This window comes from Thauera sp. GDN1 (assembly GCF_029223545.1).
In the GTDB taxonomy this organism is placed as follows: Bacteria; Pseudomonadota; Gammaproteobacteria; order Burkholderiales; family Rhodocyclaceae; genus Thauera.
The window spans coordinates 2,401,080-2,414,736 of record NZ_CP097870.1; the positions used below are offsets into that span (position 1 = coordinate 2,401,080).

The 13,657-nt window shown below is 61.0% G+C and carries 14 protein-coding genes; 3 read left to right on the plus strand and 11 right to left on the minus strand.

Annotation, left to right across the window (positions count from 1 at the left end; genetic code table 11):
• Positions 1–137: 137 nt before the first annotated feature.
• A complete protein-coding gene (gene ppsA / locus CKCBHOJB_RS11050) occupies positions 138–2,504 on the minus strand; it encodes a phosphoenolpyruvate synthase (RefSeq protein ID WP_281048721.1) in 2,367 nt (788 codons plus the stop codon).
• A 139-nt stretch (positions 2,505–2,643) separates the two neighbouring features.
• On the opposite strand from ppsA, the gene CKCBHOJB_RS11055 reads away from it, so the two are divergent.
• Genes CKCBHOJB_RS11055 through msrB form a run of 3 tightly spaced genes read left to right on the plus strand, consistent with a single transcriptional unit; the run spans position 2,644 to position 5,093 of the window.
• A complete protein-coding gene (locus CKCBHOJB_RS11055) occupies positions 2,644–3,477 on the plus strand; it encodes a pyruvate, water dikinase regulatory protein (RefSeq protein ID WP_281048722.1) in 834 nt (277 codons plus the stop codon).
• A 30-nt stretch (positions 3,478–3,507) separates the two neighbouring features.
• A complete protein-coding gene (locus tag CKCBHOJB_RS11060) occupies positions 3,508–4,677 on the plus strand; it encodes a DUF2863 family protein (protein WP_281048723.1) in 1,170 nt (389 codons plus the stop codon).
• Between the two features lie 14 nt (positions 4,678–4,691).
• Positions 4,692–5,093: a peptide-methionine (R)-S-oxide reductase MsrB gene (gene msrB / locus CKCBHOJB_RS11065; protein WP_281048724.1), complete on the plus strand. Its 402-nt coding sequence runs from the start codon at positions 4,692–4,694 to the stop codon at positions 5,091–5,093.
• Between the two features lie 157 nt (positions 5,094–5,250).
• Here the strand turns inward: msrB and CKCBHOJB_RS11070 are convergent, their stop codons facing one another.
• The 10 genes from CKCBHOJB_RS11070 to CKCBHOJB_RS11115 all read right to left on the minus strand — a co-directional run bounded on the left by CKCBHOJB_RS11070 (position 5,251) and on the right by CKCBHOJB_RS11115 (position 13,450).
• A complete protein-coding gene (locus tag CKCBHOJB_RS11070; RefSeq protein WP_281048725.1) occupies positions 5,251–6,432 on the minus strand; it encodes an acetyl-CoA C-acyltransferase family protein in 1,182 nt (393 codons plus the stop codon).
• A gap of 30 nt (positions 6,433–6,462) precedes the next feature.
• Positions 6,463–7,389, minus strand: coding sequence for a CobD/CbiB family protein (locus CKCBHOJB_RS11075; RefSeq protein ID WP_281048726.1), 927 nt, complete (start codon positions 7,387–7,389; stop codon positions 6,463–6,465).
• 136 nt (positions 7,390–7,525) lie between these two features.
• On the minus strand, positions 7,526–8,053 hold the full coding sequence (locus tag CKCBHOJB_RS11080; RefSeq protein WP_281048727.1) for a CoA pyrophosphatase: 528 nt from the start codon (positions 8,051–8,053) through the stop codon (positions 7,526–7,528).
• 218 nt (positions 8,054–8,271) lie between these two features.
• Positions 8,272–9,594 carry an ISL3 family transposase gene (locus tag CKCBHOJB_RS11085; protein ID WP_281048728.1) on the minus strand — a complete coding sequence of 441 codons (1,323 nt, stop codon included), beginning with the start codon at positions 9,592–9,594 and terminating at the stop codon, positions 8,272–8,274.
• A gap of 17 nt (positions 9,595–9,611) precedes the next feature.
• Entirely contained in the window at positions 9,612–11,123 is a 1,512-nt protein-coding gene (locus tag CKCBHOJB_RS11090) for a hypothetical protein (RefSeq protein ID WP_281048729.1), read from the minus strand.
• A 12-nt stretch (positions 11,124–11,135) separates the two neighbouring features.
• Positions 11,136–11,810 (minus strand): prepilin-type N-terminal cleavage/methylation domain-containing protein, encoded by a 675-nt coding sequence (locus tag CKCBHOJB_RS11095; protein WP_281048730.1) that lies wholly within the window; start codon positions 11,808–11,810, stop codon positions 11,136–11,138.
• Positions 11,807–12,196 carry a prepilin-type N-terminal cleavage/methylation domain-containing protein gene (locus CKCBHOJB_RS11100; RefSeq protein WP_281048731.1) on the minus strand — a complete coding sequence of 130 codons (390 nt, stop codon included), beginning with the start codon at positions 12,194–12,196 and terminating at the stop codon, positions 11,807–11,809. The genes CKCBHOJB_RS11095 and CKCBHOJB_RS11100 overlap by 4 nt, the downstream gene beginning before the upstream one ends.
• 16 nt (positions 12,197–12,212) lie before the next feature.
• A complete protein-coding gene (locus CKCBHOJB_RS11105; protein ID WP_281048732.1) occupies positions 12,213–12,611 on the minus strand; it encodes a hypothetical protein in 399 nt (132 codons plus the stop codon).
• Between the two features lie 44 nt (positions 12,612–12,655).
• Positions 12,656–13,111: a type IV pilin protein gene (locus tag CKCBHOJB_RS11110; RefSeq protein ID WP_281048733.1), complete on the minus strand. Its 456-nt coding sequence runs from the start codon at positions 13,109–13,111 to the stop codon at positions 12,656–12,658.
• Positions 13,112–13,150: 39 nt separating this feature from the next.
• Complete coding sequence (locus CKCBHOJB_RS11115) at positions 13,151–13,450, minus strand: hypothetical protein (protein ID WP_281048734.1); 300 nt, start codon at positions 13,448–13,450, stop codon at positions 13,151–13,153.
• Positions 13,451–13,657 lie beyond the last annotated feature (207 nt).

Below are 13,657 nucleotides of genomic sequence, written 5' to 3' on the forward strand. Positions count from 1 at the left end.
ATACTACCGTTTGTCCCCGTCGCGATCACCCGTTCGGCATGACGGCGCACAAAAAAACGGGGCGAAGACCCTTACGGCCCCAGCCCCGTTTCTTTGCGAATCCGGCACTTAGCGCCCGCGGGCGCTACCTTGCCCGATCACTGCGCGCGATGCGCGGCCAGCTTCAGCCAGGTGTCGACCACCGTATCCGGGTTCAGCGAGATGGTCTGGATGCCTTCGTCCATCAGCCACTCGGCGAGATCCGGGTGATCGGACGGCCCCTGGCCGCAGATCCCCACGTACTTGCCGAGCTTGTTGGCCGCACGGATCGACATCGACAGCAGCTGCTTCACCGCCGGATCGCGCTCGTCGAAGGCGTGCGCCACCAGGCCGGAGTCGCGGTCCAGGCCTAGGGTGAGCTGGGTCAGGTCGTTCGAGCCGATCGAGTAACCGTCGAAGTGCTCGAGGAACTGCTCGGCGAGGATCGCGTTGGACGGGATCTCGCACATCATGATCAGCTTGAGGTCGTTCACGCCGCGCTTGAGGCCGTGCTCGGCGAGCAGGTCGACCACGCCCTTGGCCTCTTCGACGTTGCGCACGAAGGGGATCATGATCTGCACGTTGGTCAGGCCGAGCTCGTTGCGCACCTTCTTCATCGCCGCCACTTCCATCTCGAAGCAGTCGCGGAAGCTGTGGGCGATGTAGCGCGAGGCGCCACGGAAGCCGAGCATCGGGTTTTCTTCTTCCGGCTCGTAGATCTCGCCGCCGAGCAGCTTGCGGTACTCGTTCGACTTGAAGTCGGACATGCGCACGATCACCGGCTTCGGATAGAAGGCCGCGGCGATGGTGGCGACGCCCTCGACCAGCTTCTCGATGAAGAACTGCTTGGGCGTGGCGTAGCCGCGCGAGCGACGGTTGATCTCGTCGCGCAGGCTGGCCGGCACCTGACCGATGTCGAGGATCGCCTTGGGGTGGATGCCGATCATGTTGTTGATGACGAACTCCAGGCGCGCCAGGCCGACGCCGCCGTTGGGGATCTGCGCGAACTCGAAGGCGAGTTCCGGATTGCCCACGTTCATCATGATCTTCACCGGGATCTCGGGCAGGTTGCCCATGTCGGTGGTGATGACCTCGAAGTCCAGCTTGCCGCGATACACGTAACCGGTGTCGCCTTCGGCGCAGGACACGGTGACCGATTCGCCTTCCTGCAGCACCTCGGTGGCGTTGCCGCAACCGACGATGGCGGGGATGCCCAGCTCGCGGGCGATGATCGCCGCGTGGCAGGTGCGGCCGCCGCGGTTGGTGACGATGGCGCTGGCGCGCTTCATCACCGGCTCCCAGTTGGGGTCGGTCATGTCGGTGACGAGGATGTCGCCGGCCTGCACGCGGTTCATCTCGGAGGCGTCGCCGACGATGCGCACCGTGCCGGCGCCGATCTTCTGGCCGATCGCGCGGCCGTGGGTCAGGGCCTTGCCGTACTGCTTGAGGCGGTACTTCTCCATCACCAGACCGGAGTCCTGGCTCTTAACGGTCTCGGGACGCGCCTGCAGGATGTAGAGCTTGCCGTCGACGCCGTCCTTGCCCCATTCGATGTCCATCGGGCGGCCGTAGTGCTTCTCGATGATCACCGCGTAGCGGGCGAGCTCGAGCACGTCCTCGTCGGTCAGCGAGAAGCGGTTGCGGTCGGCCTCGGGCACGTCCACCGTGCGCACCGACTTGCCGGCCACGGCCTTGTCGGTGAACACCATCTTGATCAGCTTGGAGCCCAGGTTGCGGCGGATCACCGCCGGCTTGCCCAGCGCCAGGGTGGGCTTGTGCACGTAGAACTCGTCGGGGTTAACCGCGCCCTGCACCACCGTCTCGCCCAGGCCGTAGGAGGCGGTGATGAACACCACCTGGTCGAAGCCGGATTCGGTGTCGATCGAGAACATCACGCCCGAGGCGCCCGAGTCCGAGCGCACCATGCGCTGCACGCCGGCCGACAGCGCGACATCGGCGTGGGCGAAGTTCTTGTGCACGCGGTAGGCGATGGCGCGGTCGTTGTACAGCGACGCGAACACTTCCTTCATCGCGTGCAGGATGTTCTCGTAGCCGTGGATGTTGAGGAAGGTTTCCTGCTGGCCGGCGAAGGAGGCGTCCGGCAGGTCTTCGGCGGTGGCCGACGAGCGCACCGCGAAGCTGCCCTCGCCTTCGGCGGTGATCGCCTCGTAGGCGGTCTTGATCTCGGCTTCGAGCTTGGCCGGGAACGGGATGTCGATGATCCACTGGCGGATCTGCGCGCCGGTCCGAGCCAGCGCATCGACGTCATCGACGTCGAGCGCGTCGAGCGCGGCGTTGATACGGTCGGCGAGGCCGTCGTGGGCGAGGAATTCGCGGTAGGCTTCGGCCGTAGTCGCGAAACCACCCGGAACGCGGACACTGGAAGGAAGCTGGCTGATCATCTCGCCGAGCGAGGCGTTCTTGCCGCCGACCTTCTCGACATCAGTCATGCGCAGTTCGTTGAAGGGAATCACGTATCGTGTCATGGGTGGCTTCCGCAAATGTTGGAGAGAAAGCAAAATATCGAAGGCCGCAGTTTACGATTTTTTGTGCTGTGCCGCATCACAGGGTTTGCCCCAATACGCGCCACCTCCCCCTGCCAGGGGCGCAACAAGGTTCCACATCATGAACGACACTCGCCGCCGCACCGTCTTCTTCGTCTCCGACGGTACCGGCATCACCGCAGAAACGCTGGGACACAGCCTGCTCGCGCAGTTTCCGGACGCCAGGTTTCGCCAGGTCCGCGCGCCTTTCGTCGACGACATCGACAAGGCGATCGACTGCGCGGCGCAGATCCGCGAGGCCGCGATCGAGGACGGCGTGCGTCCGATCGTGTTCAGCACGCTGGTCAATCAGGCCACGGTTGATGCACTGCACAAAGCCGACGCGCTGTTCCTCGACCTCTTCGACCGCTTCATCGGACCGCTCGAGGCCGAGATCGGCCAGCGCTCCACGCACGCGGTCGGGCGCTTCCACGGCATCGCCGACAGCCTCAACTACAAGCACCGCATCGAGGCCATCAACTTCGCCATGGCGCACGACGACGGCGTCTCCAGCGACGGCGAACTGGCCGAGGCCGACGTGATCCTGGTCGGCGTGTCGCGCTCGGGCAAGACGCCGACCAGCCTCTACCTGGCGATGCAGTTCGGCGTGAAAGCCGCCAACTACCCGCTCATCCCGGAGGATTTCGAGCGCAACAAGCTGCCCGGCGAACTGCACAAGTACCGCAGCAAGCTCTTCGGCCTCACCATCGCGCCCGAGCGCCTGTCGCAGATCCGCCAGGAGCGCCGGCCCAACAGCCGCTACGCCTCGCTGGAGAACTGCCGCTACGAGATCGACGCCGCGCACAAGCTGATGCGCCGCGAGAACATCCGCTGGCTGGAATCGACCACCAAGTCCATCGAAGAGATCTCCGCCACCATCCTGCAGACCGTGCGCGTCGAGCGCCCCGGCTTCTGAGCTCCACCCCGACAAGAACAGGAATCCCCGATGAAAAGAACGCGTCTCAAGCGCCGCGGCGGCCTCGGCCGCACCGCCGAACAACTCGTCCGCCTGGCCACCGGCCTGGCCGAATCGGGCAGCCGGGTCGAAGACCGCTACTGGGAGCAGCAGCTCGCCACCCTGATCGACCACACCCTCGCCGACAACGACGAGGAAGTGCTCAACGCCGCGCTCGACCACCTCTACAGCGCCGACTCGCGCGCCTACGACGAGCTCGCCGACAGCATCGAGTCGCGCGCCGAATGCGCCGCCGGCGCCTTCCCCGAGCACGACGTGGTGCTGATCGCCGCCCCGGTGCTGGCCTGGTCGCGCTACCGCATCGCCGCCACCGGCATCAGCCCGGCGGTACTCGCCAACCTGCGCGTGCACCTGCAGGCCCACGTGCTCGCCAAGGGCGCGCACCTGTCGGTCGCCGACTTCCTGTTCAGCCCCGACCAGCTGCCGCAGGGCTACTGCTCGACCGCCGAATTCGCCAAGGTGATCTGCGGCGCCGCGCAGGACAACCTCGACCTCCACATCGAGACCGAGGGCATGCCCGAGACCGCGCAGTTCCTATCCGACACCCGCTACCTGCTGGCCGCGGTGGCGGTGCCGCGCGGCACCCCGCTGTTCCGCTGGCAGGAAGCCGACGGCAGCCGCGACACCGCGCTCGAGCAGTGGCGCGCCCAGGGCGGCGCCTGCCTGACGCCGCTGCTGCCGGGCTGTGCGGTCGACCTGGTGCTGCCGGAATCCTATTTCGCCGCCAGCCGCGCCGCGGACAAGGACAGCCGGCCGTACTCGGTGCGCGCCTCGGTGGCCTACCTCGGCACCACGCTCGAAACCCCGGCCGCCAACCTGCGCGCGGTCATCGCCCCGTTCTGGGAGCGCAACCTCGAGGAATACCGCATCGGCTTCACCACCCGCGGCCAGGACGCCGTCGTCCACGGCGTGGTGTGGCCGCTGCTCGGCGCCGAGGACGAGACCACCGACTGCCCGGCACAGATCGAAGCCGTGCTGCGCGAATCGGGCGTCAACGACATCGTCGTCCTCGACCACCAGTTCCCGATGGAGTACTGCGACGACTGCGGCGCCCCGCTCTACCCCTCGCCCGAGGGCGAGATCGCGCACGCCGAGATGCCCGAGGACCACGCCGAACAGATCCCGCGCCATCTGCACTGATCCAGGAGAACGGCATGAGCCGCAAGATCGACAAGCCCGACGCCGAATGGCGCCGCCAGCTCACCGACATGCAGTACCACGTCACCCGCCAGAAAGGCACCGAGCGCGCCTTCACCGGCGAGTACTGGGACGTCTGGGACAAGGGCGCCTACAACTGCGTGTGCTGCGGCGCGCCACTGTTCCGCTCCGAGCACAAGTTCGACGCCGGCTGCGGCTGGCCCAGCTTCTGGACCGCCGCCGAGCCGGACAACGTCGACACCGCGGCCGATCACAGCCACTACATGATCCGCACCGAGGTCCTCTGCCACCAGTGCGGCGCCCACCTCGGCCACGTCTTCGAGGACGGCCCCCAGCCCACCGGCCTGCGCTACTGCATCAACTCGGCGTCGATCAAGCTGGAGAAGGACCAGGAGTAAAGATGCGGATGTGAGGATCGCGGCTGCCGCCGCTCCCACAGCAATACCCGAACGCCATTCCTCTCCATGGGAGCGGCGGCAGCCGCGATCTAAGTAGACGAAAAAAACCCGCGCCAGCCTCGCGGCCGCGCGGGTTCTTGTCAGGCGAGGTCTGCGCTTACACGCGTTCCCACACCGTGGTGATGCCCTGGCCACCGCCGATGCACATGGTGGCGACGCCGTAGCGGCCATTCACGCGGATCAGCTCGTGCAGCAGCTTGGTGATGATCACGCCGCCGGTCGCGCCCACCGGGTGGCCCAGGGAGATGGCGCCGCCGTTCGGGTTGACCTTGTTGGTGTCCAGCTCCAGACCGCGGTTCACCGCGATCGACTGCGCCGCGAAGGCTTCGTTGGACTCGATCACGTCGATCTGGTCCAGCTTCAGGCCGGCGCGCTGCAGCGCGAGCTTGGTCGCCGGGATCGGGCCTTCGCCCATGATCTCGTTCGGCACACCGGCGATCGCGTACGACACCAGGCGGGCGATCGGCTTCTGGCCGGCAGCGGCAGCCTTGGCGGCGTCGGCCAGCACCAGGAAGGCGGCGGCGTCGTTGATGCCCGAGGCGTTACCGGCGGTCACCGAACCGTCCTTCTTGAAGGCCGGCTTCATCTTGCCCAGCGCTTCCATGGTGGTCATGCGCGGATGCTCGTCGGCGTCGAACACCACGGTGCCCTTGCGGGTCTCGAAGGTGATCGGGACGATCTGGCTCTTGAAACGGCCATCGGCGATCGCCGCGGCGGCACGCTTCTGCGACTCCAGCGCGAAGGCGTCCTGCTCCTCACGCGAGATGCCCCACTTGGTGCACAGGTTCTCGGCGGTGATGCCCATGTGGCCGACGCCGAACGGGTCGGTCAGCACGGCCACCATGGCGTCGATCGCCTTGGTGTCGCCCATGCGGGCGCCATTGCGCAGCGCGGGCAGCAGGTAGGCGCCACGCGACATCACCTCGACGCCGCCACCGATGGCGTAGTCGGCGTCACCCAGCATGATGGCCTGGGCGGCGTTGACGATGGCCTGCTGCGCCGAACCGCACAGGCGGTTGACCGCGAACGCAACCGAGTCGGTCGACATGCCGGCATTGACCGTCGCCACGCGCGCCACGTATGCATAGCGGGAGTCGGTCGGAATGCAGTTGCCGACGGCCGCGAACTGCACCGCCTTGGGATCGACGCCGGCGCGCGCGAAGGCTTCCTTCGCAACCACGGCGCCCAGCTCGGACGGCTCCATGTCCTTCAGCGAGCCACCGAAGCCGCCGACGGCGGAACGAACAGCACTCAGAACAACGACTTCACGATTTGCCATAACCCACTCCCTTATTGATATCGAAACGTGTTACCTGCCCACCCAGCCCGCAGCCGCGAGCAGGACGAGCAGAAACAGACACACCAGCAGAGCCCGCCAGAGCAGACTCACCGTGCCTTGCATGTGATCGACGCCCGCCTCGCTTCCCAGCCCCATCTCGGGCCGATCGACGATGCCGCCGGATTCATGAACCGGCATTCCGAGCCGGACACCCAGCGCGCCCCCACCACTTGCAACCAGTATAGCCGACGACCTGTCGGGCCACAGCACTGCCTGCGACCGCCAGCAATAAACCGCATCCTCGAAATTGCCCACCACCGAGAACACCGTCGCGGTGATGCGCCCCGGCAGCCAGTCGATCGCCTCGAAGGCGCGCCGCGCCGGCACGCCGAAGCCGCCGAACTCCGCATCGCGGCGCTCGCCCCAGGCCTCGAACAGCAGGCGCGCCACGCGATACATCACCGCCCCGCTCGGCCCTGGCAGGATCACGAACCAGAACACCACTCCGAACAGCTTGCGATGCGCCGCCACCAGCGCCATCTCGATCGACAGGCGCGCGACCTCGCTCGCGCTCGCCTCGTGGTAGCGCCCGCCCCGCCAGTCCGCCAGCAGACTCTGCGCACGCGCCAGCTCGCCCAGACGCAAGGCGACGTGGATCTCGTTGAAGGAATGGAGGTCGTGGCGAAAGCCCATGCACAGGTACAGCACCACGACGTTGAAAATGAAGGCGAGCGCCGGCTGCAGTTCCCATAGCAACCAGTACGCCACCGCCGTACCCAGCGTCGCCAGCACCACCAGCAGCAGCCAGGCGATCCGCCCGTGGCCGACGGTGCCGTCGTTCAGGCGTTGGGCCACGCCGTCCGCGACCCCAGCCACCGGAGCCAGGCGACGCAGCCCCCTCCCCAACGGACGAAGCTGCTCGAGCAACAGGGCAAAAATCAACGCGAAAAGGGTCATGCCGGACGAATCGATGTGCGTTGGAAACACGGCCCGTTCAAGGCCGCGCGATCAGCCCCGACGATAACACAAGCCCCGCCCTCTCCTCGCCCCGTGGGAGCGGCGGCAGCCGCGAAAAACCCGTCCACCCACCCGCTCACCCCTCCCGCCCCTCCGACGCCCCGTTCAACATCCGATACAGCGACATGATGATCCCCGCCGTCGCTCCCCAGATGAAGTAGCCCTGGTAAGGCATCGCGTGGAAGCGTCGCAGCCGCCCCTCGTGCATGATGCTGTGCTCCTCGTGGTTGGCCGGATCGAGGAAGTGCGCCAGCGGCACCTCGAAAGCCTCGGCCACCTCGAAGGCGTCGAGGGTGAGCTTGAACGGCGGATGGACCAAGCCGACCACCGGGGTCACGCGGAAGCCCGTGCCGGTGAAGTAGTCCGGCAGCGCGCCGAGCAGTTCGACGTTGCTGCGCTGGAGGCCGATCTCCTCTTCGGTCTCGCGCAGGGCGGTGTCGACGGGAGACGTGTCGACTTCCTCGACCCGACCGCCGGGGAAGCTGATCTGGCCGGGGTGGTGGTGGAGGTGCTCGGTGCGCTTGGTGAACAGGAGGGACAGAACGGACGCGCGCTCGACCACCGGCACCAAAACAGCAGCCGGTTGGGCTCCGACCACATCCATCGTCGTTTCGGGAGTAGTGATCCCGCGATACCCCCTGGCGAAAGTCGTTCTGAACCAGCCAGAATCTTTCAAATGACTATTTGTAGCCACCAACCAATCCAAAATCTTCGTCCGCTATCCCAGCGCTCTTTCTAGAGCAATCTCTACAGACTATAAATATCGATATCCAACCGGCGCAATTTTGTGGCTCTAAGCCGTTTCCAGTGGAAATTGACTTCTCAACATACATGATGGTAGTGCCCGTAGTCGCGGGCGATTGCCGGCACCAAGGGGCTTTGCGGTAGATGCTCGAGCTTGGACATTCGCAGGTAGGCGATCGCGATGAAGTTTTCCGGGTCACGGAAACCTCGGGCGGCGGCTTTCGCCTTCTGCAACAGGCTGTTCATCGCCTCGACGTAGGCGTTGCTGCGCCCGTCGAGCATGCCGCGCACGACACCGCCGAGATGTTCTTTCAAGGTGACCGCCAGGCGCTTGAACGGCTCGAGCCGCGAGCGTCGCGCCCAACTCATCCACTTCGTCAATGCGCCGAGGGCGATTGCTTCGCTGTTACTGTCCCGCGCCTCGCGGTAGACCAGCCGCAGGGCCTGCTTGAGTCGCCAGGCCCGCGCGCTCTTCAGATTCGAGCGCTGCAGCCAGTGCATCGCCTCGAACTGCGCGCGAGTCCAGCTCGCCGAGTCCTTGCGCATGCCCCACAGCAGTTGGCGAAGGGTCTTCTTGCCGTGCACGCCCACCGCCTCGCGGGCCGCTTCTGCCGAGTTGCGCATCTCTTCGCGTCGCACCTCATCCATCGCCGCGTTGGCAAGCGCCACGACGTGAAAGCGGTCATAGCTGATCTGGGCGTTCGGCAGCGACTGCTCGATCCCCTTGGCGTACGCCGCGCTCATGTCGATGCAGGCGTGTTCGATGGTGGCCGGATCGCCGCCATGCACGCGCATATCCTCGGCGAAGGCCCCCAGGGTTTGATGGTCACGACCGGGGCAGGCGAACAGCAAACGCTTGGCCGCCAGGTCATGCACCACGGTGATGTACTGGTGCCCGCGCTTGACGCTGGTCTCGTCAATGCCCACGTGGCGCACGCCCGACATGTCGTCCTTGGCACGGGCCACCTCGACATAGTGGCGCACCCGCCGCCACAGCCGCTTTGGCGCAACCCGCATCTGATTGGCGGCCTGGCGCACCGGCAATTCCCGGCACAGCGACAGGCCCAGTGCCTCGAACAGCAAGGTGAAGCCACTGCCCTCTCGTGCCCACGGCACCGGCAACTGCGTGGTCTTGCCGCAGCCCGAGCACTGCACGCGCGGCACCTCGGCATGCAACCACGCTTCGAACTGGAAGAAATCCAGGTGTCGCCAACTGCGGCGCACGCGGTCATGGATCAACTGATGCTCGAACCCGCATGCCGGACAGGCCGCACGACGGCCGGTGTGCTCAACCTCGAAGTCGATCCGCCGCTTGGCTGTGTTGAGCTCGACCTTGGCGACGTGCCAAGGCGGCTGCAGGCCAAGCGCGGTGGTGAAGAGGGCTTCGATCTGGTTGTTCATCAGGTGCGAGGTCGGCGTCAGTGTCGGGCGGTTGTACCGCCGCAGGTCATGTATGTTGAGAAGTCAATTTCCACTGGAAACGGCTTAGAGCCAATTTTGTATGTAGGCATCGGAATAACGTTCCCACTGCCTGTTGTTTTTGAAAGGCTGATATCAATATTCCCAAGCATCTCCGTCACATCCGTCTCTCCTGAAATAACGATATTCCCCTCTACCTTAATGGTTCCAGTTCCCGTAAATTTACCAGACGCCATCCCTGTTCCCCCTGCGCCAGTTGAAGCGATTAGGTTGCCGTGAACTGAAACAGTCGCATTATTTCCGGAACCTACTGACAGTTCTCCACCAGAGAAAAACACAATGTTTGCGACTGTCGCTTCTTTTTTTAAATTCGGATCATACAAACCACTATTGTGGCAATATTGCGTAGGCAATTGCGACGCGACCGTCCCGCACGCCTCTGAATAGGCGATCAACTCTGACACTGAAAACTCGCCTACCGGAACCTCGCCAGGACGAGGTTGATTATAAAACTCGGCGGGAGCATAGAAATCGTAACTTAGGCTACTAGAGGTGGCCACCGCAAGTTCAAGATTTCCCTTTGCAATAAAGGAGTTTACGTATCGCAAATCCTGCCCCACTGGAATATCTCTTGTTCGCGCCGGCGGCCTAATTATCACATTCCCATCGAACCACAAGACACCCGGTGGCAGAACGGCAACTGAGAGATCGATCGTCCACAGATTATTTATCGCACTGTAAGTGATCCCAGCAGTAGAAATCGAAGCGTCGCCGCCCAAATTCCGCTTTTCAATCGAATAACCAATCCCAACGACGGCGGGATCCGCTTTAAAAATATAATTAGAAAAAGACATCAAATCGTTAGCAGAAACAAAATCGGTCGGCACATAAAGCTCGACATTAATCCCATTCAATACAACTTCCGTACCCGCTGTGTTGGTGACAATATCATCCTTTACGTAAATGGTTGAATTATTATCTCCTGTAAAAGACGCACTTCCACCAACCACCAGGCCGCCCGCAAAAACGGATCCACTTTGCGTACCCGTCTTTATACTTCGAGTTGACTTAAAAATAGCCCTAGCGATCGCCGCCGCCTCGCCACTCTCAGCAACGATATCAAAGCAAATATTCGGAGTGACCGGATCAGTACTTGTCGGACAAGTATCAGGCAAGCTAGGACTAAGAGGCGAGCCGCTATTAGTATAGACAGCGCTGTTAGAGCCAGCTGTAATTTCACCCCTCTCAATCAAATTGATATCGCTAACTGAATCAAAGTCCTTAGTACTCATGAACGCAGCCAGAGCCTGATAGGCTGCTGCGGCCCTCACTTGAGCCTCTGTCTGTGCATGAACGGCGACGACAGAACTTTGGGAGCTATTTATCGAGTAAACTAAACCCATCGTCATTCCAGCAACCGAAATACCAGTAAGCAAGGTGAGCAAAAGAGCCGAAAAACCCTTTTGCTTTTCTCGGATATTCTTTTTGCCACCATAGCCTTTGCTCTTCATGGCATCGCTACCCTACTTATAGTTAATCAAGCAAACTTGGTTTCTTACCACGTTTCCTGCAGCGCGATCACCACCAAAAACAGTCGCTAAAATCTCTATGATGTACGAACCTTCCACTACAGTTGGTGCATCAATCGCGAATGGACTGCAGGGCTCATTTCGGACTCTAAATTCGAATACACCAACATTCTCGAATCCAACGGCAGACAATCTCTGAACGAGTGAGGTCGACGGAACCCCAACCCCAGGCATCGACAAGTTTGAGCACGAATATCCATCAGGTCCAAAATACCGCAGGCCCGACGCATCGCTTACTAATGCATTGCAGCCACCACCGACTGCTGACCACACAATTGACCTTGCAGCAGCAGTTGAACCCAGTACGTACTCAGACAGATCCTCCGTGTACGCAACAAAAACCGCTCCGTACGCATTCGGAAAATCCGGCGGTCCGTTTAGCACACCAAAACCGGCGCCCTGCAGAATTCTATCTACAGTCAGCATTCCTGAAAAAATTTGACTGTCAATTTTTGTCCCAAGCGACACCTCCGATGCGTTTCTTGATACGGTTTGGTAAACGCCGACCATCCCGAGAACGACGACCATCGAAACAACCATTCCAACCATCAACTCTACAAGAGTGAAGCCCTTCCCATATTGTCCAGAAGCATTCTTTTTTTTATTCATGGCGTCACCTGGATTGCCGCACCTTTTAGGACGTCATTTGTCAATGTAGACGCGGACTTGTGAGTCACGGCAAAATTTTCCGCAGCAAAAACCTCTGCACCATCGGCTTTTAATGCTGTAACAGTGTAAGTTTCATCCACTTGAGCACAAGACATCGGTAGCGATACAGCGTCAGCAATTTGCCTAGTTGAATTCGAAGTGCATTGAGCAACATCTTGTTCCTGCAACCAAGATCGCAAATCGAAAGTGACTAGACTTTGGACATTACTGTCGCGATTAGCCTGCATAGCCTTGGCAGCAATCACGGCCGTGCCCAGACCCAGGACGCTACCCAACAGCAAAGCCACTAGCCCCTCAATCAAACTCATTCCAGATTGTTTTTTCATTGCAGCCTCGCTAATTTTACCCACCGGCAAGATTCGACGTTATAGAAGTGCCGCCATTAGCTGAGATTGTATAGCTACGACAAATCGGCTGATCAATTAATCCATCAGTATTTATTGAGATTACCCCGCCGCAACTTTCATCAAAGGTGATCGTTGTATCAGGATATATGTCTGCCGCCCACACGGGATTGGGGTTTATACCATCAAAGACCTCGATTCGATTGTTGACATATCGAACGGAGGCGACCCCTCCACCCGCCTGTTTAGCCTTGTTAAGGAAAGCCTCGGTGCGAGCACGACTGAAGGCTTGATTTAGTTTGTCATTGACCTCTGCAATATGTGAGTTGGCTATCCAGGAGCGCCCCAAAGGTACCGTAGCGAGCGCTAACATCATCAATATTGCGATGGTGACCATTAGTTCAACAAGGGTCACTCCATTTTGAAATCTGAGACCTAGCTCTAAAGGCCGCCACATCCCTTATCTCCATTAAAGTTGGGGGTACTATTGACACTCGACAGATTGATCACACAACCTGCATTCATTCCCGTTGAAACGCCGGTCGCTTTTAGATCATAAGACGTAGCATCAACCTTTACCGTATAAGTAAAGTGCTGACTTTGAGAACCACTCCAACTAGGCCCGGCGTTGTCTGAAATATAATCCGCAGCTTTGGTGCCCTCTGTAGCCGTGGGGTACGACAGATTTCTTTGGTAAAGATTTTCGACCACTAAGCTCAATGAAGCCAAATCACTTGCTGCCGTTCGTGCTCGAGAGCGCCGGATATAATCGTCATACGCGGGCAATGCTATAGACGCAAGAATTGCAATAACTGCCACAACGACCATCAGCTCAATTAAAGTAAAACCCGTGGGCCGATGGCCCGTTCTTCTCTGTCGTGCGAGGAGAAAAATCATCTCAAACCTCGATCTTCCATTAAAAACCGTCGTAATCAGTCACCGATCTCGCTCAAGGCGCTCTCTCCCACGTTCCAACACTCCACCGCTCCAATCGTAGTTGAGCTTCGGCTCGAACTCCGGAAACTTCGTGTCGTGTTCCATCAACAGGCTGAACACTGTCTTGGCGTGATCCGGAGGGAACCCTTTGCGCGTGCCGTTACGCGTATCCAGAATGAGGCTGGCAATCTTGTCCCGTCCCGCTTGAGTCCCCCAGTCGCTGAGGATGAAGCTCAGGTGAGGGAACGCCTCGAAAAGGTCCGAAACAGCGGTTTGTGGTGTGGGTGTCTGGCTACTCATGGCCAACCTCGCTTCGTTCTGTGAAGAGTTCTTATTATGTCGCCAGCCGCTTCGGCTGCCTGAGCTCGTGGGCAACACCCGGGCAAAGCCCGAGGGCGTCCGCATCTGCACTCATCCATCTCCCGTATAGCAGAGGCCAACCGGCTTGCCGCGTGAATATGTCACGTACGCGCACAGGGGCCCATTTTGCTGGATCGCAGGACACAC